This is a genomic window from Bacillus sp. XB1, from assembly GCF_053557995.1.
The window spans coordinates 1880678-1903061 of record NZ_JBNRIL010000001.1; the positions used below are offsets into that span (position 1 = coordinate 1880678).

At 35.5% G+C, this 22384-nt stretch carries 22 protein-coding genes, 2 pseudogenes and 1 other annotated feature; of the genes and pseudogenes, 5 read left to right on the forward strand and 19 right to left on the reverse strand.

Features of this window, described 5'->3' with window-relative positions:
* Positions 1–49: 49 nt before the first annotated feature.
* The 5 genes from ACK1U5_RS09510 to ACK1U5_RS09530 all read right to left on the reverse strand — a co-directional run bounded on the left by ACK1U5_RS09510 (position 50) and on the right by ACK1U5_RS09530 (position 4611).
* Positions 50–409 carry a YunG family protein gene (locus ACK1U5_RS09510; protein WP_000342912.1) on the reverse strand — a complete coding sequence of 120 codons (360 nt, stop codon included), beginning with the start codon at positions 407–409 and terminating at the stop codon, positions 50–52.
* Between the two features lie 27 nt (positions 410–436).
* Complete coding sequence (locus ACK1U5_RS09515; protein ID WP_000701894.1) at positions 437–880, reverse strand: GNAT family N-acetyltransferase; 444 nt, start codon at positions 878–880, stop codon at positions 437–439.
* A gap of 226 nt (positions 881–1106) precedes the next feature.
* Positions 1107–2621, reverse strand: a complete 1515-nt coding sequence (locus ACK1U5_RS09520) for an acetyl-CoA hydrolase/transferase family protein (protein ID WP_000429821.1) — start codon at positions 2619–2621, stop codon at positions 1107–1109.
* A gap of 127 nt (positions 2622–2748) precedes the next feature.
* Entirely contained in the window at positions 2749–3393 is a 645-nt protein-coding gene (locus tag ACK1U5_RS09525) for a LytTR family DNA-binding domain-containing protein (RefSeq protein ID WP_000390207.1), read from the reverse strand.
* A gap of 294 nt (positions 3394–3687) precedes the next feature.
* On the reverse strand, positions 3688–4611 hold the full coding sequence (locus ACK1U5_RS09530) for an alpha/beta hydrolase (RefSeq protein WP_025966213.1): 924 nt from the start codon (positions 4609–4611) through the stop codon (positions 3688–3690).
* A 207-nt stretch (positions 4612–4818) separates the two neighbouring features.
* Here ACK1U5_RS09530 and ACK1U5_RS09535 point away from each other — a divergent pair, with 207 nt between their 5' ends.
* Positions 4819–5580, forward strand: a complete 762-nt coding sequence (locus ACK1U5_RS09535; RefSeq protein WP_025966212.1) for a DODA-type extradiol aromatic ring-opening family dioxygenase — start codon at positions 4819–4821, stop codon at positions 5578–5580.
* A 53-nt stretch (positions 5581–5633) separates the two neighbouring features.
* Here ACK1U5_RS09535 and ACK1U5_RS09540 read toward each other — a convergent pair whose 3' ends face one another.
* The 3 genes from ACK1U5_RS09540 to ACK1U5_RS09550 all read right to left on the reverse strand — a co-directional run bounded on the left by ACK1U5_RS09540 (position 5634) and on the right by ACK1U5_RS09550 (position 8611).
* Positions 5634–6848: a multidrug efflux MFS transporter gene (locus ACK1U5_RS09540; RefSeq protein ID WP_000179303.1), complete on the reverse strand. Its 1215-nt coding sequence runs from the start codon at positions 6846–6848 to the stop codon at positions 5634–5636.
* Positions 6849–7015: 167 nt separating this feature from the next.
* On the reverse strand, positions 7016–7876 hold the full coding sequence (locus ACK1U5_RS09545; protein ID WP_069605015.1) for a GNAT family N-acetyltransferase: 861 nt from the start codon (positions 7874–7876) through the stop codon (positions 7016–7018).
* An 18-nt stretch (positions 7877–7894) separates the two neighbouring features.
* Entirely contained in the window at positions 7895–8611 is a 717-nt protein-coding gene (locus ACK1U5_RS09550) for a DUF554 domain-containing protein (protein WP_000236035.1), read from the reverse strand.
* Positions 8612–8815: 204 nt separating this feature from the next.
* Between ACK1U5_RS09550 and ACK1U5_RS09555 the strand changes: the two genes are divergently transcribed.
* Positions 8816–9919, forward strand: coding sequence for a CapA family protein (locus ACK1U5_RS09555; protein WP_044584344.1), 1104 nt, complete (start codon positions 8816–8818; stop codon positions 9917–9919).
* A gap of 52 nt (positions 9920–9971) precedes the next feature.
* Positions 9972–10200 (forward strand): annotated as a pseudogene (locus ACK1U5_RS09560) (hypothetical protein).
* Between the two features lie 80 nt (positions 10201–10280).
* Here the strand turns inward: ACK1U5_RS09560 and ilvA are convergent.
* The 6 genes from ilvA to ilvE are packed head-to-tail and all read right to left on the reverse strand — an operon-like array spanning position 10281 to position 17181.
* A complete protein-coding gene (gene ilvA / locus ACK1U5_RS09565; RefSeq protein WP_000250325.1) occupies positions 10281–11543 on the reverse strand; it encodes a threonine ammonia-lyase IlvA in 1263 nt (420 codons plus the stop codon).
* Between the two features lie 31 nt (positions 11544–11574).
* Positions 11575–13248, reverse strand: a complete 1674-nt coding sequence (gene ilvD, locus ACK1U5_RS09570) for a dihydroxy-acid dehydratase (RefSeq protein ID WP_001255817.1) — start codon at positions 13246–13248, stop codon at positions 11575–11577.
* A 46-nt stretch (positions 13249–13294) separates the two neighbouring features.
* Positions 13295–14302, reverse strand: a complete 1008-nt coding sequence (ilvC, locus tag ACK1U5_RS09575) for a ketol-acid reductoisomerase (protein WP_069605014.1) — start codon at positions 14300–14302, stop codon at positions 13295–13297.
* Between the two features lie 14 nt (positions 14303–14316).
* On the reverse strand, positions 14317–14547 hold the full coding sequence (locus ACK1U5_RS09580) for an ACT domain-containing protein (protein WP_000019916.1): 231 nt from the start codon (positions 14545–14547) through the stop codon (positions 14317–14319).
* Positions 14544–16259, reverse strand: coding sequence for an acetolactate synthase large subunit (ilvB, locus tag ACK1U5_RS09585; RefSeq protein ID WP_000813474.1), 1716 nt, complete (start codon positions 16257–16259; stop codon positions 14544–14546). Before ilvB ends, ACK1U5_RS09580 begins: the two co-directional genes overlap by 4 nt.
* A 22-nt stretch (positions 16260–16281) precedes the next feature.
* Positions 16282–17181, reverse strand: a complete 900-nt coding sequence (gene ilvE, locus ACK1U5_RS09590; protein WP_069605012.1) for a branched-chain-amino-acid transaminase — start codon at positions 17179–17181, stop codon at positions 16282–16284.
* Positions 17182–17330: 149 nt separating this feature from the next.
* Positions 17331–17570: a binding site (T-box leader), on the reverse strand.
* 545 nt (positions 17571–18115) lie between these two features.
* On the opposite strand from ilvE, the gene ACK1U5_RS09595 reads away from it, so the two are divergent.
* Positions 18116–18874 (forward strand): SDR family oxidoreductase, encoded by a 759-nt coding sequence (locus ACK1U5_RS09595; RefSeq protein WP_000911808.1) that lies wholly within the window; start codon positions 18116–18118, stop codon positions 18872–18874.
* A 90-nt stretch (positions 18875–18964) separates the two neighbouring features.
* A complete protein-coding gene (msrA, locus tag ACK1U5_RS09600) occupies positions 18965–19501 on the forward strand; it encodes a peptide-methionine (S)-S-oxide reductase MsrA (protein ID WP_001291887.1) in 537 nt (178 codons plus the stop codon).
* Between the two features lie 163 nt (positions 19502–19664).
* Here the strand turns inward: msrA and ACK1U5_RS09605 are convergent, their stop codons facing one another.
* The 5 genes and pseudogenes from ACK1U5_RS09605 to ACK1U5_RS09625 form a co-directional block, all read right to left on the reverse strand.
* Positions 19665–19865, reverse strand: a complete 201-nt coding sequence (locus ACK1U5_RS09605) for a hypothetical protein (protein ID WP_000913386.1) — start codon at positions 19863–19865, stop codon at positions 19665–19667.
* A 240-nt stretch (positions 19866–20105) separates the two neighbouring features.
* Positions 20106–20264, reverse strand: a pseudogene (locus ACK1U5_RS09610) (RCC1-like domain-containing protein); the annotation flags it as partial.
* Positions 20265–20406: 142 nt separating this feature from the next.
* The gene (locus ACK1U5_RS09615; RefSeq protein ID WP_000387073.1) at positions 20407–21048 is read right to left on the reverse strand and encodes a FusB/FusC family EF-G-binding protein; all 642 of its coding nucleotides are present in this window, start codon (positions 21046–21048) and stop codon (positions 20407–20409) included.
* A gap of 110 nt (positions 21049–21158) precedes the next feature.
* Positions 21159–21845 (reverse strand): DUF421 domain-containing protein, encoded by a 687-nt coding sequence (locus ACK1U5_RS09620; protein WP_001015535.1) that lies wholly within the window; start codon positions 21843–21845, stop codon positions 21159–21161.
* Between the two features lie 160 nt (positions 21846–22005).
* Positions 22006–22269, reverse strand: coding sequence for a CD3324 family protein (locus ACK1U5_RS09625; protein ID WP_000878325.1), 264 nt, complete (start codon positions 22267–22269; stop codon positions 22006–22008).
* Positions 22270–22384: the final 115 nt, after the last annotated feature.

Here is a 22384-nt window from a genome sequence, read left to right on the forward strand (position 1 = left end):
ATGAAGTTCCCTTTAATAAGTTACCACCATTATAGTAACTTATTAAAGATTAAGAGTCAAAAGATAATTTGAATTCTTTCGTTACTTTTTCCTTCAAAATGCTATATTGTTTTTCATTTGTATCTGCAAATGCTTCTTTCCGATTTGATTCCACATCCATATAATTCAATTTCCCATTGAATTGAGTCTCTGTAAAATCAAATCTCTGCCCATCTATAAAGTTATAAAAGTGCCATACCTCTCTTACTTTTGTCTTTTTAATTTCTCCTCCATATATGTCTTGAACGACTAGAGCCGTTACACCACACTGTCCCTTTGCTGGGTTTTCAATTGTCCACTTTGAACTCGTTTCAATCGACCACGATTTTATTAGTGCTTCATATATTCTTTTTTCCTTTACATCATCCATTCTAATCTTCCCCTACTATTAATAGTTTTACACATCATATTTCAAAAGAGGCAGTACACGACCCTTAAAGACAGTTGATGGTGTCTCTCCTATTAACTGTGCCCCCATTTTCAAGTAATATCCTTTTGCATTCGGATCACTATCAATCGTAAAACTTTTTAATCCTAGTTCATTGGCTTTTTCTATTACGTACTCCCAAAGTATTTTCCCGTAACCTTTTCCTTTGTAATCAGGATGAATGTACAAGAAATCGAGAGCTTTATCATTACGTAAAAATGAGAAAAAACCAATCTTCGCATTATCGTTTTCTAAAACATATACAAAATTATTTTTTATGTATTCTTCTGTAATTGTTAAATCTTCCTTACAAGCAAGTATGAATTCTTCACTATAATCCCACGTTGCTTTTGATTGTAGTGCGAATTCACTTAATTCATTTGCTTCACTTAATAACGCTTCTCTTATCTTCATGATTCTTTCTCCTCACCTTCGATATGTAAACTACTAAATTGATTCGGAAAGCACTTCAAAAAACCTTTTTTTTCATAAATTAGAGGTTATTTTTATAAATCTTTATTATAACCAGTACAATTTTTTTAAAGAAAAAGAACACCATCCCTAAAAGTTGGTGTTCTCTTTTTCTAAAATTTAATCTTCAAACTCACTCATTCGTTTTACTATTTCGTACGATACAAACCTATACAGTTTCTACTACCGCTTCAAGCATTGTTCCATTTTTAGCATAATTCGTATGCCAAGAAAAAGCTTTTTCTAAAATATGAGGAGTTTGTCCACCTCTTGTTTTTGCTTCTTCGTAATAAGCACGTAGTTGATCACGATACATTGGATGTGCGCAATTCTCAATAATAAGTTCCACTCTTTCTCTTGGCGCAAGTCCCCTTAAGTCGGCATACCCCTGTTCAGTAACAATAACATCTACATCATGTTCAGTATGGTCTACATGAGAAACGAAAGGAACAATACTTGAAATGTTACCACCTTTCGCAATCGATTTAGTAACAAAGATAGCTAGGCGTGCATTTCTTGCAAAATCACCAGACCCACCAATTCCATTCATCATTTTTGTACCTAAAACGTGAGTAGAGTTAACATTTCCGTATATATCTAATTCTAATGCAGTATTAATTGAGATTAATCCAAGGCGACGAATGATTTCAGGATGATTGGAAATCTCTTGCGGACGCATCATTAATTTGTCACGATATTTTTCAAAGTTAGAAAATACTTGTTGCATTTTCTCTTCAGAAAGCGTGATAGAACAACAAGAAGCAAAATTGACTTTTCCAGCATCCATAAGATCAAAAACTGCATCTTGTAAAACTTCAGAATACACTTCTAAATCTTCAAATTCTGAATCTAACATTCCATGCAATACTGCGTTAGCAACTGAACCAATTCCTGATTGTAACGGCGCTAAACGATTTGTTAATCGCCCTATTTTAACTTCTTCTCGAAGGAATTCTATTAAATGCTGTGCCATAATGACCGTTTCTTCATCCGGAGGAACAATTGTCGATGGCGAATCCAATTGATTCGTAAACACAATTCCCTTTACTTTTTCAGGATCAATTGGAATACCGATTGTTCCAATTCGGTCATCTGTTTTCACAAGCGGAATTGGAAGCCTCTCCCCTTGTTTACCTGGTTCATATAGATCATGTAGTCCCTCTAATTGCGTGGATTGAGCCATATTCATTTCAATAATAATAGACTTAGCATTTAAGGAAAACGCTAAGGAATTTCCAATTGAAGTGGTTGGAATAATCATTCCGTCCTCTGTAATCGCAACCGCTTCCAAAATAGCGAAATCTATATCCAGAACGTCAGCGCGGAGTAACTCTGCTGTATGAGATAAGTGTTGATCCACAAATAAAAAGTCTCCGTTATTAATTCCTTTTCGCATCGTCGCGTCAGCTTGGAAAGGTAATCTTTTCCCTAAAATTCCTGCCTCAGCAAATAATTTGTCTACATCCGAGCCTAAAGAAGCCCCAGTATAAACATTTACTTTAAAAGATTCATCATTCTTAACTCGGTTTACAAGCGCAAATGGGACTGCTTTTACATCACCTGCACGTGTAAACCCACTTAAGCCTAAAGTCATTCCACTTTGAATCCAGGAAGCTGCTTCTTCAGGTGTAACTACCCGATCTTTTAGACGTTGATCTCTGATTCTATCTAAATTATTCTCCATATGTAATCCCTCTCTCATTGAATATTCATAATTATTTTACACATTTACACTATCAAAATAGGGATTTTAGTATACAATAACGAAAATTCAGACAGAACAGCAAATTTAGGTTCTAAAGCAGAAAAATTTAGAATCCTAGAAGCTTACGGAAATAACTAGCGTATGATTGACTAACTGGTACTCTCTCACCATTATCCATCGAAAGTACAAAAGTAGAATGGGTATCAGGATAAATCGCTTTAATATGATTAACATTTACAATAAACGAACGGTGACATCTAATAAATGAATCTTTAGGAAGCAAGTATTCGAATTCTTGCAGAGAGTATTTATGTGTTCCTGATAACTCTTCTGAATTCACATACGTCTTTTTATCTTTAGCCTCTAAATACATAACCTTTGAAAAAGGAACTGGAATCCAGCCATCTGTTGTTTTTAAAGTAACGACTGACTTTCCATCCGTTAAAGCTGGATAAATTGCCGTTACGCACCCTTCAAGCTTTCCATTGTTTGAAAATGGTACAGCCATTCCATGATAAGGAATACCAAAAACATCCCGATTCATAAACTCAGATGTTTTTTGATTCATCACCATCGCTTTATGAGCAATCGTTCCTTCCTTTATAGGATCCCCAGCGCTAATCTTTAAATCAATTCGTTTACTTGGCCGATAGTAAATATATTCTTTCGTATTCGAAACAGCAATTGAAATTTCATCTGAAAATAATTCACCAACAACATCTAGTAATAAACCTAATGTTCTATCTTCCATTCTATTAACACCTCATTCACTATTATACTACTATTATGAACAGGCATCTGTTTCTTTATAAATAGTTTGATTTTAAATTATTTTTAAAATTAGTTTTATTCACTATTACTTCGTTACTACAAAAAACCTCACTTCAGAAAAGTGAGGTTTCCTCTCATACAATATTTCTTTATTTTTTTAACGACTCTAGAATAAGATTTATTTTTTATTAAGTAAAGTAAATTTAAGAATTTATTGCCCGTATTTCTGTAAAATAAATAATCTCAAACTACAAACAGTTTGGGATTATCTTTCTCATTTATTATGCGCATCTAACCACGAAATTAAATCTTTAAATACTTCATCCTTATTTACTTCATGAAACATTTCATGTCTACCATTTTCATATAAACGTAGTGTCACGTCTTTCACACCACATTTTTTATAGTTTTCATATACTTCTTTTACACCTTTCCCCATATCGCCAACAGGATCACGATCACCAGAGAATATATGTATTGGAAGATTCTTTGGCGTCTTCTTGTATTCTTCTAGTTTATTTACTTCTAATACACCAGAAAATAATTCTCGGTAAAAACTCGTCGTACAAATGAAACCACATAACGGATCCGCAATATATTTATCAACTTGATTATTATCTGAAGATAACCAATCAAATTTTGTACGATTTGGCTTAAAGTTCGAATTGAAGTTTCCGAAAGATAAAAAGTTTAACATTGGACTTTTCGTTTTTGCCCCGCGCAACTTCATTTCGATTGTTGCTACTTTATGACCAATAACTCCTAAAAGCCCTGGATTTCCACCTGTTCCTGAAATCAGAAATCCATCATATAATTCGCCTCTAAGTTGTACAGCACGTCTTGATAAAAAAGAACCCATACTATGGCCAAGTAAAAATAACGGGCATGTCTGCTCTTTTCTTACCGTTTCTGATACAAAAATAACATCAGACACAGCCTCATTCCAACCTACATTTGGTTTAAAATGACCATAATCTTCTTCTCTTTTCACTGTTTTCCCATGACCTTTATGATCATGTGCATAAACACCATACCCTGCTTCTAATAACGCAGCAATAAAGTCTGTATAAACACCTGCATGTTCTGTCATACCATGTGCAATTTGAATAATCCCTTTCGGTTTACCTTCTGGCAACCACTTGCGTAAATAAATTTCTGATCCATCCAATGCCGTAACGAAACTTTCCTGTACGTTCATTTCGTCAGCTCCCAACTCTATTATGTATCTTTAAAAATGAATATCGATTCATTTTTCTTACTATGTATTATATGCAATTGCCTTCATTATGACAAATGACTCACTTTTCCAATTAGCTCAATAACTATTATGTTGACGAACCGAAAATAAAATTATATAGTTACTTACATAAAGTAACTATATAATTTTTAGGAGGTTTCTACTATTATGATGCCATCATTATTTTTAGCACATGGTTCGCCTATGCTCGCTATTCAAGATACAGACTATACACGATTTTTAAAAACACTTGGAGAAACATATAAACCGAAAGCAATTGTTATTTTCACTGCTCACTGGGAAAGTGAAGTATTAACGATTTCCTCATCAGATAACGAGTATGAAACAATTTATGATTTTGGAGGTTTTCCCCCTGAGTTATACGAAATCAAATATCGTGCGAAAGGCTCTTCTAGCATTGCATCTATGTTAGAAACAAAATTTAAGAACAAAGGTATTTCAGTCCATCATAATATGACGAGAGGTTTAGATCATGGTTCATGGACACTCCTGCACCGCATATATCCAGAAGCAAATATTCCTGTCGTGCAAATATCAGTCAATCCATTCCTTTCTGCAAAAGAACAATTTAAAATTGGAGAAGCACTTAAAGGACTCGGACAAGAAGATATTTTAGTAATCGGGAGTGGTGTTACCGTCCATAACTTACGAGCTTTGAAATGGAATCAAACTACACCTGAAAAATGGGCAATTGAATTTGATGATTGGATTATTAAACATATGCAGCATAACGATAAAGATGCATTGTTTAATTGGGAGAAAAATGCTCCTCATGCACAATTAGCAGTACCAAGAGCAGAACATTTTGTTCCTTTATTTATCGCTATGGGAAGTGGTGAAAATAGCGGTGAAGTCATTCACCGTAGTTACGAGCTTGGTACATTAAGTTATCTTTGTCTTCGATTTTAAAGAAAAGGATGAAGCACATGCTGCTTCATCCTTTTTCTTTTTCATTCACTTAGTTAACTAACTTCCAAATGTCGTTTCTCTGATACCTCTTCGTTCTTATTATGAAAATAAACCCAGATACACGCAATAAATAATAGTGATGATGTAGAGAGGAAAACATATTGGAAGCCTGCATGTGCTGCAATTTGTCCCCCGAGCACTGGACCAATCATATTTCCTAAAAACTGAAATGATTGATTATATCCAAATATCCGTCCCGTAACATGGGTTGGTGTATGTTGTTTTAGTAGAGTTTGTACGGAAGGTAATAATCCTGCTTGTGCGATACCTAATAAAAATCGAAGAATTAATAGTTGCCAAGCTGAGGTTACAAATGCTTGCGGGATAAAAATAATTCCTGCAGCAAATAACGCTACAACTAACGTTTTTTGAGGACCGATATGATCTGATAATCTTCCTAGTCTTGGTGCTGCCAAAATAACGGCTAATCCTGTTGCTGACATAACTGCTCCCGCAATTGTTTCAATATGTGCAGTATGAGGACCTACTAAATTTTTCACGTACAATGTAACAATTGGTTGAACTGACATATTAGCAAGTTGAATAATAAATGTTGTTACAAATAAACTAATAATTAAATGCTTCGCTGGGACCATCGTCCATACTTTTTTCGGCTGTGTTTTTTTTGCTTGAGCAGAGTGATTTTCTTCATGCAAGAAGAAAAAAACGATGAGAAAGGAAAGGAATAAAAAAGCTCCTGTAACAAGAAAGACATGACGCATTCCAATTAACTCAGACAAATATCCACCAAGTAATGGACCAAGTAAAGAACCGCTCACGCCACCAGTTGAAATTGTAGAAATTGCCCAACCTGAATGTTCTTTCGGAGTTTCTGCTGCAATAAATGTCATTGCGGTTGAAAGGAAACCAGATACTGCTCCCATTAAAAATCTTAGTGCGACTAATTGATATACATCCGTTACAAACCCCATAAGCGTCATAATAATTGCCATACCGAGGCTAGCACGAATAAGCATCAGTTTCCGTCCATGTATATCACCAAGCTTTCCCCATATTGGCGATACGATCGCACCCATTAAAAATGTTACACCAAATGCAAGTCCCGACCACTGTGCAATACTTGAAGTGCCAGTTACTCCTAATTCCTCAATATAAAAAGATAAGAAAGGAATTACTAAACTCATACCGGCTGCAGTGGTAAAACAACCTAGCCAACAAATCATTAAATTTCGTTTCCAGCTGGCCATTTTCACACCTTCTTTCTTTAGATACCCATTCTACACCCTTTCTTGTAAAAAGTTTAGTAATTTGCTTTTTATGCAAGATTTACTACAAAACCCGCTATTTTCTAGTAAAAACCACTACATCTCTACATCATTTTCATAATAAAACCAACTCCTCTATATGAAGTTGGTTACTTATTATCTATCGGTATTAAACGAGCATTACAATTTCTCTCGTAAAACTCAATGGGACCTGCTTGTCCAATAATCGCATATTCATATCCATCTTGCTTCATATTATATAAACAATGATACAATAATTCTTTTCCTACACCTTTCACACGATTTTGTTTCGCTATGCCCATTGGACCAAACAATCCTTTCTTTCCTCTCACTACATCGTAACAGGCGAAACCAACTATTACTTCCTCCTGCTGTGCAATATAGATAGGTAACTTTTCATTATATGTCCGAAATCCGTAATCAACCGACTGTAACCACCGTTTACAAAATTCAGCCGCCACAAATCGTGATAACTTATCAAAATCAGAAGGACTAGCTCTTCTTACATGACAAAATAATGTGTTATAAGTAGGTTTAAAACTATTTAAATCAACCGCTAAGTCTCTCGGTGCAGCTGTAATACGTAATATATCTTCTTGCATTTGTGTATGTATAAATTCGCCAATATCTGTATCTACACGAAATAACGCATACATAATATGTCCTTCATTGATTACTACTTGCTGAAAGCGTTCCATACGTTTCTTCGCTATTTGTAAAATTTCTATCGCCTTATAAGATAGTTTATATTGCCCTATTTTTTTATACTCTTGATTATGTAAATCGAATCGTTTTCGTAACGAAAGTTTTTCTAAAAAATCTGGACCGACTTTATGAAACAAATACATATATAACTCAGCGCAAACTTCTGTACCTTCTTTACACATACCTATAAACAGATGGACCGGGTGAATTATGTTATACTCACTCTCTTCTGCTGCAATCTCCAATATTTTATGCACACGTTTTGTAAATTGAAATTCCTCCATATGTGTTTCCACCCTCTACTAATTTACTAACAAACCGTAACCATAAATAATTGAAACAATTACACCCACTACTAATATACCTGGAAGTAAATTTGCCACTTTAATTTTAATAAATCCGAGTAAGTTTAATCCGATAGCAGATATCATAATGCCGCCCGTAGCCGTCATCTCCACTATAAATTGGTTCATTAATTCTTTTGGGACAAAACTATTAATTTGTGTTGCAAAAACTGCAATACCACCTTCATATAAAACAACTGGAATCGCCGAAAATACTACGCCAATTCCTAGAGTTGTCGTTAATATAATAGAAATAAATCCATCGATAATTGCCTTGGTAAATAAAATATTATGATTTCCGCGAATCCCACTGTCAAGTGCACCAAGTATCCCCATCGCACCAATTGCAAAAATTAAAGTAGCTGTTACAAAACCTTCTGATATGCTTCCTTTCCCCTTCGATCCAACTTTATTTTCTAGCCAATCCCCTAAATGTTTTAACTTTTCTTCTAATTGTAACCATTCTCCAATTACCGTACCAATCACTAAACTCAGTATGACAACAAGAAAGTTTTCACTTTTTAATGCCATTTGAAGCCCAAGCACAGTAACCGCTAAACCGATTGCGTGCATTATCGTCCCTTTCATACTTTCTGGAATCCTACTAAATAATTTACCAAGTAAAGTACCAAATATAATACAAATCCCATTTACAACTGCTCCTAATATAACCATTTCTCATTCTTCACCCTTCGAATTCTTTATTTCTATATTTTGGTTTATACATTGATTTACAGGTTATCTATATGTTAACTTAATATTGAGAATATTAACAAATGTTTTCCGCTACATAACCCGCTGTTTTTTTGTAACTTTAATTACCTTTAATAGATTCAGTGTTAATTTAATTGCGGGATAATATTAAAAGGGAAGGTATATATGAAAACTTTACTAAAACGATTTTTGTTAATAGCCTTTTTCATTACACCGATTGTTTTATTAATCAATTACTCTTTTATTTCAAAAGCAAAAGACAAACCCGATTTGCAAAACAAATCTAGTAAAACCGCTTCAAAAAGCGAAAAGAAAATAGAAGACAAAGAAATCACACTCACCTTCTCTGGTGATACAATGTTTGATTGGCAATTACGTCCTATAATCGAAAAGAATGGGGCTGATTACCCATTCCAACATGTAAAAGAAGAAATAAAAAAAGCTGATATTTCTTTTGTGAATTTAGAATCGGCATTTACAACGAAAGAAAAGAAAGCACCTGGGCAACTGTTTTGGATTAAAAGTGATCCATCTACACTACAAGCTATTAAAAACACTGGATATGACATCGTAAATATTGGAAATAACCACACACTTGATTATGGGCAAGATGGATTATTAGATACGATTTCTCACGTAGAAAAATTAAAGTTCCCTTACATTGGAGCCGGAAAAAATGCAAAAGATGCATATACTGCACGAGAAATGACCGTAAAAGGGAAAAAGTTTAAATTTCTTTCCTTCGTTCGATTTATGCCTGATTCTAATTGGGTAGCTGGTGAGAATAAACCTGGCGTTGCGAATGGCTATGATTTAAATCTTGTAACAAAAACAATTAAAGAACAAAAACAAGATGCAGACTATTTAATCGTCTATATGCATTGGGGCGTTGAAAAATCAAACCGTCCGGTAGAATACCAAAAGCAATATGTACCTAAAATGGTTGAAGCAGGAGCTAACGCGATTGTCGGAAGCCATCCACATTGGTTACAAGGGTTTGAGTATTATAATAAAGTTCCTATCGCTTACTCATTAGGTAACTTTTTATTCCCAAGTTATGTGAATGGAAAAAGCGCCGAAACTGGCGTATTAACTTTAACTTTTAAAGGAAAGGATGTCCAAATGTCATTCAATCCTTATATCATTCGCAACAACCAAGTTTCCCCTGTAAATGAGGAAGAAAAGAAAAAAGCTCTTCAATATTTACAAACAATTTCAACTGATGTAGAAATTGATGATACAGGGAAAATAAAAAATAAACGAAACTAGACAGCTCAAGATCTATTTCTCTGTAATCTACTTTATAGAATAGGTGATAAACATGCTGAAAAACTTATTAGAAAATGTAAGTTTGTTAGAAAATATTTATAAAATGTCTATAGCCGTTCTACTTTTATGTTCAGTTTTTTCTGTTAGATTTCTAAAAAAAAATAAAACGCGAACGAAAACTTACTACCTTTGAATTTACTATGTATGTAATTATTCGCATTGCGATATTTTTTTGGTTAACTAGCTTTATTCTTCTTGAATTTAATGAGTATCTAGTTTAACTATAAAAAAGATAGAACAAGCACTATATTTCCTCGCTTGTATCTATCTTTTTTATTTAGATGCTTATTCTTCCCTTCTATTAAATAAGCAAATCAAACAAAACAGGGTTTTTATTAAGCTCCATAAATTGAATATTATTTTCTTTAAAGCGAGTAATTAATTGCTCATAATCTTCTTTATGTTTTAACTCTACTCCGACTAATGCTGGACCATTTTCCTTATTATGTTTCTTAATATACTCAAAACGAGTAATATCATCTTCTGGCCCTAATCCTTTATCAAGAAATTCTCTTAACGCGCCTGAACGCTGTGGGAATTCAATGATGAAATAATGCTTTAACCCTTCATAAATGAGAGATCGTTCTTTCATTTCTTGCATTCTATCAATGTCATTATTTCCACCACTTAGCGTACATACAACTGTTTTACCTTTTATTTCATCACTGTATAAATCAAGTGCTGCAATAGAGAGTGCACCAGCCGGTTCAGCTACAATCGCATTTTTCTTATACAGTTCTAAAATCGTCGTACAAACTTTCCCCTCTGGTACTAAAACGATGTCATCAATTACATCTTTACAAGTTTCAAAAGTTAACTTTCCTACCTTTTTAACCGCTGCCCCATCAACAAAACTATCTATTTTCTCTAATGCGACATTATCATTTTGAAGAAAAGCCTCTTTCATAGAGGCAGCTCCCATCGGTTCTACACCAATAACCTTTGTAGTAGGACTAACACCTTTTACATATGTACCAACACCTGATGCTAATCCACCACCGCCGATTGCCGTAAAGATATAATCAACCGGTTTCTCCATATCATGCATAATTTCAACTGCCACTGTCCCTTGACCAGCAACTACATACGGATCATCAAACGGATGAACAAATGTCATTCTATTTTCTTCACAATAACACTGTGCTTCTTGGAAAGAGCTATCGAATGTATCACCAACTAATACAATCTCTGCGAAATCACCACCGAAAAATTGTACTTGTGATACTTTTTGTTTCGGTGTTGTTGTGGGCATAAATATTTTCGACGGAATCTTCAATAAATTACATGTATAAGCAACTCCTTGCGCATGATTACCAGCACTTGCACAAACAACACCGTTTTGTAACTTTTCTTTCGGTAAACTTTGAATCAAATTGTATGCACCACGAATTTTGAAAGAGCGAATTAATTGTAAATCTTCTCGTTTTACATAAACGTCACAATCATATTTCTCAGATAAAACTGTATCACGTTGTAACGGTGTTTTAATAACGATATCTTTCATGCAATTATGAGCCATTAAGATATCTTCAATTTTCACTCTCTCCTTTACCTTTTGCACCATTATATATCATCCTTATCTTTTTTAAATTGGCTCAATCAAAATGTGGGATTTTCAGAACAGCCCCTGTATTCGCCGATGTTACCATTTGTGCATAACGTCCAAGCCAGCCAGTTTTCACTTTCGGTTCTGGTCGTTTCCATTCTTTTTTACGCTTATCTAATTCCTCATCACTCACTCTTACTTCTAGCAAGCGTTCTTCAACATCAATACATACAATATCCCCTTGTTCAAGAAGTGCGATCGTTCCACCAGCTGCTGCTTCTGGTGAAATATGTCCTACTGAAATTCCACGTGAAGCTCCAGAGAAACGTCCATCCGTTAATAATGCAACCTCAGCACCTAATCCCATTCCAGCAATTGCTGATGTTGGTGCTAACATTTCTGGCATACCAGGGCCACCTCTTGGTCCTTCATAACGAATGACAACTACATCTCCTTTTTTCACTTTCCCAAGCATAATGCCAGCAAGTGCCTCATCTTGTGAATTAAAAATAACGCAAGGTCCTTCAAAACGCTTTACCTCTGTTGCACCGCTTTTAATAACCGCTCCATCTTTCGCAAGGTTGCCTTTTAATATACGCAATCCTCCTTCCTCACTATGAGGGTTTTCAAGAGAGTGAATAACTTCCTTATCTTTAATCTCTGCCTCAGCAATATTTTCTCTTAATGTTTGCCCCGTAGCAGTTATTCGATCAAGATGAAGTACTCCTTCTTTCCGGCTCATCTCTTTCAAAATTGCACTAATCCCGCCCGCACGATCAATATCTTCCATATGCCAATTGGAAGCAGGGCTTACTTTACATAAATGTGGTACACGTCTTGAAACGGCATCAATACGGTTCATATCGTAATCTAATCCAGCCTCTTGCGCGAGCGCCAATGTATGCAACACTGTATTTGTTGAACCGCCCATCGCCATATCAAGCGCAAACGCATCATCAATTGCTTCTTCCGTTACAATGTCTCTTGGTTTAATATCTCTTTCAATTAAAATTTTCAATTTCTCTGCTGCTTGTTTAATTAACTCTTCACGTCTTGGATCAATTGCTAAAATACTCCCGTTACCAGGAAGAGCTAAACCTAACACTTCACATAAACAATTCATAGAGTTCGCGGTAAACATACCCGAACAAGAGCCACAAGATGGACAGCCATGATCTTCAATATCTTTTAATTCTTCTTCTGAAATTTTCCCAGATTGATAAGCTCCTACTCCTTCAAAAACGGAACTCAGATCAACAACTTCTCCTTTAGATGTTTTTCCTGCTGCCATTGGGCCGCCTGAAACAAACACAGTCGGAATATTAATACGTAGTGCAGCCATCATCATACCTGGTGTAATTTTGTCACAGTTTGGAATACAAATCATGCCGTCAAACCAGTGTGCATTTACAACCGTTTCTACTGAATCTGCAATTATTTCACGACTCGGAAGAGAATAACGCATACCGATATGTCCCATCGCAATACCATCGTCAACTCCAATTGTATTGAATTCAAATGGTACCATACCCGCCGCACGAACTGCCTCTTTTACAAGTTTCCCAAACTCGTTCAAGTGTTTATGCCCTGGAATAATTTCAATAAAAGAATTACAAATCGCTATGAAAGGTTTATCAAAATCTTCATCTTTCAAACCAGTTGCTTTTAATAAACTACGGTGCGGCGCTTTATCAAAACCTTTTTTAATCATGTCACTTCTCATCTTGTCAAATCCCCTCTTACATATTTTTCATTTATACTCTCTCACTCTATTTCTTTACTAATTCTTTCGGTGCATGAATCCAACTCATCATTTCACGAAGCTCTGCCCCCACTTTTTCTAATTGATGATTTTGTTCTGCTTTTTTCATTGCGTTATACGTCGGACGCCCTGCTTGATTTTCTAAAATCCATTTCTTCGCAAATTCACCTTGCTGAATTTCTGTCAGAACACGCTTCATTTCCTTCTTCGTTTCATCTGTAACAATTCTCGATCCTGTTACATAATCTCCAAATTCTGCCGTATCTGAAATAGAATGGCGCATATTCGTTAATCCACCTTCGTACATTAAGTCAACAATTAGCTTTAATTCATGCAAACATTCAAAGTATGCAATTTCAGGACGATATCCACCTTCCGTTAACGTTTCGAACCCGGCCTTCACAAGTGCAGTTACCCCGCCGCAAAGTACAGCTTGCTCACCGAATAAATCCGTTTCGGTTTCTTCTTGGAATGTCGTTTCAATTACACCCGCACGTGTACAACCTACACCTTTTGCATACGCTAATGCTACATGTAGCACTGTTCCCGTCGCATCTTGATGCACTGCGACTAATGCCGGAACACCATTTCCTTCTTGATATACACGGCGAACGAGATGACCTGGACTTTTTGGCGCAACCATTGCTACATCTACGTAACTTGGCGGATTAATTTGGCCGAAGTGAATGTTAAATCCATGTGAGAAAAGTAACATTTGTCCTTCACGGAGATTCTCTTCTACTTCTGATTTATATACATGTGCTTGCTGTTCATCTGGCAATAACATTTGTACAACTTGTGCGGTTCGAACCGCTTCTGAAACAGACATTACTTCAAATCCATCTGCTTTTGCTACTTCATACGATTTACCAGGTCTAACACCAACTACAACTTCCACACCTGAATCACGTAAATTTTGTGCCTGCGCATGCCCTTGAGATCCATAACCAATTACCGCAACTGTTTTCCCTTGTAATAACTCTACATTTGCATCTTTCTCATAATACGTTTTCATACTCCATACACCCCTTATAATTTATTTACTTGCAGTACATCAATTAATTTTTTCAACTGACTAACAAGTAATGTCGCTTCATTTTCAGTACAAACTGCTGTGAGTTTCATTTCAGAAACGCCACTCGTATCTCTTTCGTTTAAATGTAAAGAAGAAATATAATAGCCACGCCGAGCAAAAATTCCACTTATACGTAATAAGACACTTGGCTCGTTATGAATAACGAGTGAAAAAGTATGACTCATTCTTCCCACCTCTTCATAATCATTTCGTTATTCCCTTTGTTTGGCGGAACCATCGGAAATACGTTTTCACCTTCTTCTACACAAAAATCAACTACGACAGGACCTTCGTGAGCAAATGCTTCTAACACCACTTGTTTCGCCTCTGTTGAATTTGTCGCCCTTAATCCCTTCACTCCATAAGCTTCTGCCACTTTCACAAAATCTGGTGAGCCAATTTTTGACTCTGATAAACGATTTTCATAAAACATTTCTTGCCATTGCCTTACCATCCCTAAAAATCTGTTATTTATAATAAATACTTTTACAGGGATGTTATTTTCAGCAATTGTTTGTAGTTCTTGAATGTTCATTTGAAAAGAAGCATCACCTGCAATACAAACGACGAGTTCTTCTTCTTTTGCAAGCTGAGCACCAATTGCCGCTGGGAACCCAAACCCCATTGTTCCTAATCCTCCAGAGGTAAGGAACGTCCGAGGTTTTCTTGCTTTATAGAAGTGAGCAGCCCACATTTGATGCTGTCCTACTTCTGTTGTGACAATCGCTTCACCATTCGTTAATTCACTTACTAAGTTGATCACATGCTGTGGTTTTAACTCAGATTCTTTTTGCTTATAAGAAAGTGGATATTCTTCTTTCCATGCCTTTACTTTCTGAAGCCATTCATCTGTTTGTGTATAAATAGACATATGTAACAACATGTGTAACGCTTTTTTCACATCACCAACAATCGGATGCTCTACAGTTACATTTTTATGAAACTCAGAAGGATCAATATCAATATGTACTTTTTTCGAGTGCGGAGAAAAAAGTTCTAATTTCCCTGTTACACGATCATCGAAGCGAACACCTAATGCAAGTAGTAAATCACATTCTGTTACCGCCATATTAGCAGCGTATGTCCCATGCATACCAAGCATCCCTAGAAACAATGGATCTCCCGGTGGATATGCACCAAGTCCCATTAAAGTTGAAACGACTGGAATACGGTTCTCCCTTGCGAATTCGAAGAGTTCATCGGATCCACCTGAATGAATGACACCTCCTCCAATATAAAGAAGTGGACGCTTTGATTTTGAAATTGCTTTAGCCACCTCTCTAAGTTTCATGCTGTCTGGTACAAGTTCTGGTTTGTACCCCGGAATATCAACTTCTTCATTAAAGAAACTGGTGACTTTTGCATTTTGAACATCTTTTGGAATATCGATTAATACTGGTCCCGGTCGTCCGCTTTTGGCGATGTAAAAAGCTTCTTGCACAATTCGTGATACATGATTTACATCACGAACTTGGTAATTATGCTTCGTAACAGGTACTGTAATTCCGACAACATCCGCTTCTTGAAATCCATCTTTACCAATTAAAGGCGTTGCAACTTGGCCGGTAATGACAACTAAAGGAATCGAATCCATATAAGCGTCTGCTAAGCCCGTAACTAAATTTGTCGCCCCTGGGCCAGAGGTAGCAAAGACTACCCCGACCTTCCCAGAAGCTCTCGCATATCCTTCAGCCGCATGAATGGCAGCTTGTTCATGACGAGTTAAAACATGTTTCAAACCACTTTCGTATAACGCATCGTATACTGGTAAAATCGCTCCGCCTGGATAGCCGAAAACGGTCGTTACACCCAATTTCTTCAAACCTTGAATCACGTGCCCAGCGCCTGTCATTTCTTCACACTGTAACTTCTCATACGCTGTATACTGCTGCTTCATTTCAATTAACTCCTCTCCTTATTTATGCTAAGCTTTCCGTCAGCCCGGGAACACGTACTCCTCTTTCTCTCGTTAATTTTTTAAATTCTTCGGTCAATTGTTTCGTTACACTTCCTGGTTTCCCATCTCCAATTTCTCTCGAATCAACTTTTACAACTGGAATTAACTCCGCTGCTGTTCCTGTTAAAAATACTTCATCCGCTACATATACGTCATGGCGAGTGAATGGTCTTTCCTCACACGGAATACTCAGTCGTTCACATAGCTCGATAACACTATTTCTCGTAATACCTTCTAATGCCCCTAAATAGGATGGCGGGGTTAATACTTTTCCATCTTTCACAACGAAAACATTATCGCCAGAACCTTCACAAACATATCCTTGTTGATTTAACATAAGAGCCTCTAACACTCCTGCTTGTGCCGCCTCAATTTTTACAAGTACGTTATTTAAATAATTCATTGACTTAATACGTGGATCTAACGCGTCTGGCGTATTACGTCTTGATGCAACAGATACAACGCTTAGCCCATTATCATAAAATTCTTGTGGGAATAACTTTAATTGTTCTGTAATGATAATTACGCTCGGCTTCACACAACTTCTCGGATCGAGTCCTAAGTCACCTTTTCCTCTTGAGACAATTAAGCGAATATAAGCATCAGCGTATTCATTTTTTTGGAGTGTATGTAAAACTGCTTCTTCCATTTCTTCTACCGTCATTGGAATTGTTAGTAAAATAGATTTCGCTGATTCATACAATCGTTTCACATGTTCTTTTAAACAAAATACATTTCCTCCGTAACTACGAATCCCTTCAAATACACCGTCTCCGTATAAAAAACCGTGATCATACACTGAAACAACTGCCTTTTCTTTTTCTACAAATTCCCCATTCATGTAAATGTACTGGTTTCCCATCTCACATCGCTCCTCTTTTTTCTCTATTTTTGCAATCTATTTCTACATCGATTGCTGAGATGAGTAATTTTAACAGAATATTCAGTATATAAATCTTAAAAATATACTCGTCTCAACAATCGATTACTTACATACTTGTAGCAATCCATTGCTGAGACGAGGGAATCGTGGTACCACTCAGCTTCCTTATACTTCTCACGAAATATAAGCTCTGCAAGTCCAATTAGACTTTTGTTTTTCTATCGGGAACAACCCCGCTACTTTTTACTAGTTTTCAAAAGTAGTGCTCCAAGGTGATTTTCAATGAGTGAATTGTTACCACCCTCACAGCCTCGGGGCAGCTCTCTGAAACAATCTTTATCATTTACTCTCCTCTTCTACGCATTCTCTTCTTCTATTTTTAAAAATAAAAACTCTCGCCTCAGCAATCAACTACTACAATTTAGTAGCTTTGATTGCTGAGGCGAGAGTTTCGCGTTACCACTCAGCTTCCTTATACTTCTCACGAAATATAAGCTTTGTAGGTCCAATCAGACCTCCGTCCTTTTACCGGAGACGATGCCGCCGCCCTCTACTCAGTTTCCCTTTCGCAAGCGATGCTCCGAGGTGATCTTCAATGATTCGATTGTTACTACCCTCACAGCCTTGGAGTAGCTCTCTGAAACGATCATAATCATCTACTTTCCTCTTCTTTGCATATACAACATATAAAGTTAGAAAATTCTTAATTAACTTTTATTTGTTACACGTATTATAGGACGTTGTTCTTTTCGTTGTCAACATGTTTTCTCAAAAAAATCAAAATTCATTCTATTTATTTTTTCTCAAATCAAAATTGGAATGCATTACTTACATACACTCATATATTACTTAAGTATGTTTGCATTACTACATAAAGAAAAACTTATAAAGTTTATGAGGAGATGAGGAAACTATGTTAAAAGGGAAAGTAGCGTTAGTTACAGGAGCAAGCCGAGGAATTGGACGAGCGATCGCTAAACGTTTAGCAAATGACGGTGCATTGGTTGCTGTTCATTACGGTAATCGAAAAGATGACGCTGAAGAAACTGTTCATGAAATTCGATCAGATGGTGGCCAAGCTTTTTCTATCGGCGCAAATTTAGAATCCTTACACGGTGTAGAAAACCTTTATAACGCTTTAGATACTGAATTACAAAAGCGCACTGGTGAAACACAATTTGATATTTTAATAAACAATGCTGGCATTGGTCCTGGTGCTTTTATTGAAGAAACGACTGAACAATTTTTTGATAGAATGTTTTCAGTAAATGCAAAAGCACCATTCTTTATCATTCAACAAGCACTGCCACGTTTACGTGACAATAGCCGAATTATTAATATTTCATCCGCTGCCACCCGCATTTCTTTACCTGATTTTGTTGCATATAGTATGACGAAAGGCGCTATTAATACAATGACTTTTACGCTAGCAAAACAGCTTGGAGCACGAGGAATAACGGTGAATGCAATACTTCCAGGATTTATTAAAACAGATATGAATGCAGAACTCTTGAGCGACCCGATGATGAAGCAGTACGCTACTACTATTTCCGCTTTCAATCGCTTAGGTGAAGTAGAAGACATTGCCGATACTGCTGCATTCCTTGCTTCTCCAGACAGCCGCTGGGTAACTGGACAATTAATTGATGTGAGCGGAGGATCTTGTTTATAAAAAACATATATTTTCAAATCTTTTTTATTGCGCAATAAAACAATTTATATAATACTATATAAAACATATACATTTAGGAGGATTACAGCAATGTCCGAAAAAACATACGAACTCGCAACCTTCGCAGGCGGTTGCTTTTGGTGCATGGTAAAACCATTTGATGAACTTCCTGGTATTCATAAAGTACTTTCTGGCTATGCAGGAGGTCATGTAGAAAACCCAACATATGAACAAGTAAAAGCTGGAACATCTGGACATTTAGAAGTTGTTCAAATTACATTCGATCCTTCTATTTTTCCTTATCAGAAATTACTAGACTTATATTGGCCACAAATCGATCCAACTGATGATGGCGGACAATTTTTTGACCGTGGTCCATCTTATCGTACCGCTATTTTTTATCATAACGAAACACAAAAAGGGCTTGCTGAAAAATCAAAACAAGCTCTTACAGAAAGCGGTATGTTTAAAGATCCAATCGTGACTGAAATTCGTCCTGCTGCACCTTTTTACGCAGCAGAGGAATACCACCAACATTTCTATAAAAAGAATCCAGAGAAATATGCTACTGAGCAAAAGGAATCTGGTCGTGAAGACTTTATTAAAGAAAATTGGCAAAAAAAATAATAAAAACGCATCGTGCTTTTTTAATACGATGCGTTTTTATTTTTGATAAAAGTACCATACAATGATGAGAACAACCGCTGTTAATGCCCAAAGCGCTACTTCATTTTTCACTCTACTCTTTTTCTTAGTCATTTCATCTCCTCCTAATAGCAATACAACGTATTCAAGATTTCCTCTGTTTCATTGTCCACCTTATATACATAAATACATCCTTACCAATCCTTATAACAAGACCACCAATAATTCCGATTGCAATTGAAATTACTAACATCTGTCCAAAACTAAAAGAATTTGTGTACGTTATGTAAAGAACGATACATATAAGTAAAACATCCGGTAAAGAAAGCAAAAACTTTTTAAGCATTTCTTTATCTCCTCTATACTTTATTTATATCTTCTACTGTAATTTTGAAATATAGTTTGTTCAAAAATTCCATTTAGACCCTCATTTTATGAAAAATAATAAGAATCCCTTTTCAAAAGAGATTCTTATTCAGTAGATTTAAGTTTAATTATTTTCTACATATCCTATTCCATAATTACTCCTAAAATAGAATAATATTACTAATCATTTATTGTAAATTGACTATTTGCCAGGCAACCGAATGTCGCGCCAGCTACCTACATCGCATTGGCCAAATTCATTATTACCTACCGCGACTACCGTGCCATCCGATTTAAGGCCAACAGTATGACAACGCCCCGCCGCTATCATATCTTTGGGCCATCGCTTCACTTTTTCTTTCGATAAAAGGTAATCCATGTTTTACCTCCTTGCATATAAGCAACTGTATCATAATAGATATTTTTATCAAATTTCATTATAAATCTACATTTACAAAGAAAGTTTATTTTACTTCTTTAAAAAATAAAAACCTCCAGTTTAAATACTAGAGGTTTTCTCGTTATTTCTTCAAGCGGTCAATAAAATCGTTCAATTTATCTAGCGATTTCATATTCTGATTGCAAGCTACACCATCTTTGCAAATGTAGTTTCCCTTTTTAACGAAAGTTCCTGGTACATCGCCTTTAATTTCAACTAAAAACATTCCTACTTCTTCATGCCCATGACATAATGAACAAATGCTTTTTTTATTTAAACTTTGGAACGTTCCTTGCAGACCAACAAATTTATTTTTATCATTTTTCGCTATAATAAATTTCCTGCTTGATCCCTTATCAATCCAGCTTAAATAAGATATTTCTTTCATATCCATTTCTTCCATATCAGGAAGTTTTAACTTTTTCGCCTTAGGAAATAACTTTTTTAATGTTTGTGCTGTAACTTCTTGAAACGGAATTACATACGGATTTATTTTCATTAAAAATGATTCTGCATCTTCTCTATTTTGAACTGTTAATACCGTATCAATTAACTCTTTCTGTTCATCCGTTAAATTCTCAAATACATGTATTATCTTTTCAATCGCAAGCGATTTTAACGCTTGAATTACACCTCTATCATTTGCCGTTGCATGCCCGTTTGCTAAAATATAAGCTTGTGATTTTATAAAATTATATTGATCACTTCTAATAAACGCTTCCATCTTTATCACTCCATACAAATTGTTGATCTAGTTTTATTGTATACAATGATTACGTTTTTTGATATGTAAAAGATAACTTAGAAACAAACATTACATATATCACTTATTCTCTACCGCTGCATTTCCTGACAAAAGAAGCCATCATCTGTTTTCCATTCCGCATATAATACGTCTTCAAATTTAGTAATTCCTTTTTGCTTTATTTGTTTATAAAGCCACCCTTCATCAAATCCCGCTTCCCTCAAATTATCCTTAACTACTTTTCCATCACTAATTAATGAAATTGGTAAGTATACAGGCTTATGTTTTAAACTTAAATCATTTACAGTAGGAGATTCGTATTTACTTTTTTTCAAAACGCTTATGTTTCCGTTAGGTTCCAATATCATATATTCAACTTCTCGGATTGAAAATATATCTTTTTGTTGCCTAAGCATTTGTTGTAATTGGTTTATATCCAAATGATTTACGCTTAATTGTTCACGATCAATCTTTCCATTACGAATAATAATTGAAGGATATCCTTCAAAAAACCTTCTTGTCCCTCTTACTTTTTGTGTTATCACTTCAATAGTATAAATTAAAATTACCCAAACAAATACTGAATATAAAATAGACCATACTTTAATTTTAGGATCATATATTGAATTTCCAACGAGCTCACCTAGGACGATTGCAGAAATAAAATCAAAGGGCGTTAGCTGAGATATTTGTGTTTTCCCTAATATTTTTGTAGCAATTAATAGAACAAAAAAACCAATTAAAAGCTCTATCGTTATTTGTCCAATATGATTCATATATGTTCACCTTTCTACTCTTCAAATGTTCTGTATAGCATTTAATAAAAAAACGGCACATTTTTTCTATTATCATGCCCGTTCACACTTCATATATCCAATACATATAAAACAAAAAGAGTCTGATTCAAAGTAATATATGAATCAGACTCTTTTCCTCTTATTTAGAATACACAATCTTTTTAATCGTTTCCCCAGAAAGAAAATATTCTTCTGCAAGTTGATGAATAGCAATCCCACTTTTAAACGCTTCTTTAATTGCTTTATTTCTTTCATCTAATTGTTTTCTTCCGCCAGATCGTGTACCCCATTTATAATGTTTCGTTTCTTGTTTCGGAATGTAAATTGTTTCACCTTGTATATACTTTTGAATTTCAGTAATTAAACTCTCCGGTAAAACAGCATTAGCTTTTACGTATTTCATTTCTGCTCGCCCCTTATTTTTTATGGTTCATTTCAATAAGGTGCAAAGCCAAATATAAAAAATGATACGAGCTCATATAGGCGATTGTATATTACTTGTCTACCTCACGCAAAGT

Bases quoted from the DNA above. Each gene is read 5' to 3' on its own strand.
- ACK1U5_RS09510 (WP_000342912.1), bottom strand. From the start codon at position 409: ATGGATGATGTAAAGGAAAAAAGAATATATGAAGCACTAATAAAATCG.
- ACK1U5_RS09515 (WP_000701894.1), bottom strand. From the start codon at position 880: ATGAAGATAAGAGAAGCGTTATTAAGTGAAGCAAATGAATTAAGTGAA.
- ACK1U5_RS09520 (WP_000429821.1), bottom strand. From the start codon at position 2,621: ATGGAGAATAATTTAGATAGAATCAGAGATCAACGTCTAAAAGATCGG.
- ACK1U5_RS09525 (WP_000390207.1), bottom strand. From the start codon at position 3,393: ATGGAAGATAGAACATTAGGTTTATTACTAGATGTTGTTGGTGAATTA.
- ACK1U5_RS09530 (WP_025966213.1), bottom strand. From the start codon at position 4,611: ATGAACGTACAGGAAAGTTTCGTTACGGCATTGGATGGATCAGAAATT.
- ACK1U5_RS09535 (WP_025966212.1), top strand. From the start codon at position 4,819: ATGATGCCATCATTATTTTTAGCACATGGTTCGCCTATGCTCGCTATT.
- ACK1U5_RS09540 (WP_000179303.1), bottom strand. From the start codon at position 6,848: ATGGCCAGCTGGAAACGAAATTTAATGATTTGTTGGCTAGGTTGTTTT.
- ACK1U5_RS09545 (WP_069605015.1), bottom strand. From the start codon at position 7,876: ATGGAGGAATTTCAATTTACAAAACGTGTGCATAAAATATTGGAGATT.
- ACK1U5_RS09550 (WP_000236035.1), bottom strand. From the start codon at position 8,611: ATGGTTATATTAGGAGCAGTTGTAAATGGGATTTGTATTATATTTGGT.
- ACK1U5_RS09555 (WP_044584344.1), top strand. From the start codon at position 8,816: ATGAAAACTTTACTAAAACGATTTTTGTTAATAGCCTTTTTCATTACA.
- ilvA (WP_000250325.1), bottom strand. From the start codon at position 11,543: ATGGTGCAAAAGGTAAAGGAGAGAGTGAAAATTGAAGATATCTTAATG.
- ilvD (WP_001255817.1), bottom strand. From the start codon at position 13,248: ATGAGAAGTGACATGATTAAAAAAGGTTTTGATAAAGCGCCGCACCGT.
- ilvC (WP_069605014.1), bottom strand. From the start codon at position 14,302: ATGAAAACGTATTATGAGAAAGATGCAAATGTAGAGTTATTACAAGGG.
- ACK1U5_RS09580 (WP_000019916.1), bottom strand. From the start codon at position 14,547: ATGAGTCATACTTTTTCACTCGTTATTCATAACGAGCCAAGTGTCTTA.
- ilvB (WP_000813474.1), bottom strand. From the start codon at position 16,259: ATGAAGCAGCAGTATACAGCGTATGAGAAGTTACAGTGTGAAGAAATG.
- ilvE (WP_069605012.1), bottom strand. From the start codon at position 17,181: ATGGGAAACCAGTACATTTACATGAATGGGGAATTTGTAGAAAAAGAA.
- ACK1U5_RS09595 (WP_000911808.1), top strand. From the start codon at position 18,116: ATGTTAAAAGGGAAAGTAGCGTTAGTTACAGGAGCAAGCCGAGGAATT.
- msrA (WP_001291887.1), top strand. From the start codon at position 18,965: ATGTCCGAAAAAACATACGAACTCGCAACCTTCGCAGGCGGTTGCTTT.
- ACK1U5_RS09605 (WP_000913386.1), bottom strand. From the start codon at position 19,865: ATGCTTAAAAAGTTTTTGCTTTCTTTACCGGATGTTTTACTTATATGT.
- ACK1U5_RS09615 (WP_000387073.1), bottom strand. From the start codon at position 21,048: ATGGAAGCGTTTATTAGAAGTGATCAATATAATTTTATAAAATCACAA.
- ACK1U5_RS09620 (WP_001015535.1), bottom strand. From the start codon at position 21,845: ATGAATCATATTGGACAAATAACGATAGAGCTTTTAATTGGTTTTTTT.
- ACK1U5_RS09625 (WP_000878325.1), bottom strand. From the start codon at position 22,269: ATGAAATACGTAAAAGCTAATGCTGTTTTACCGGAGAGTTTAATTACT.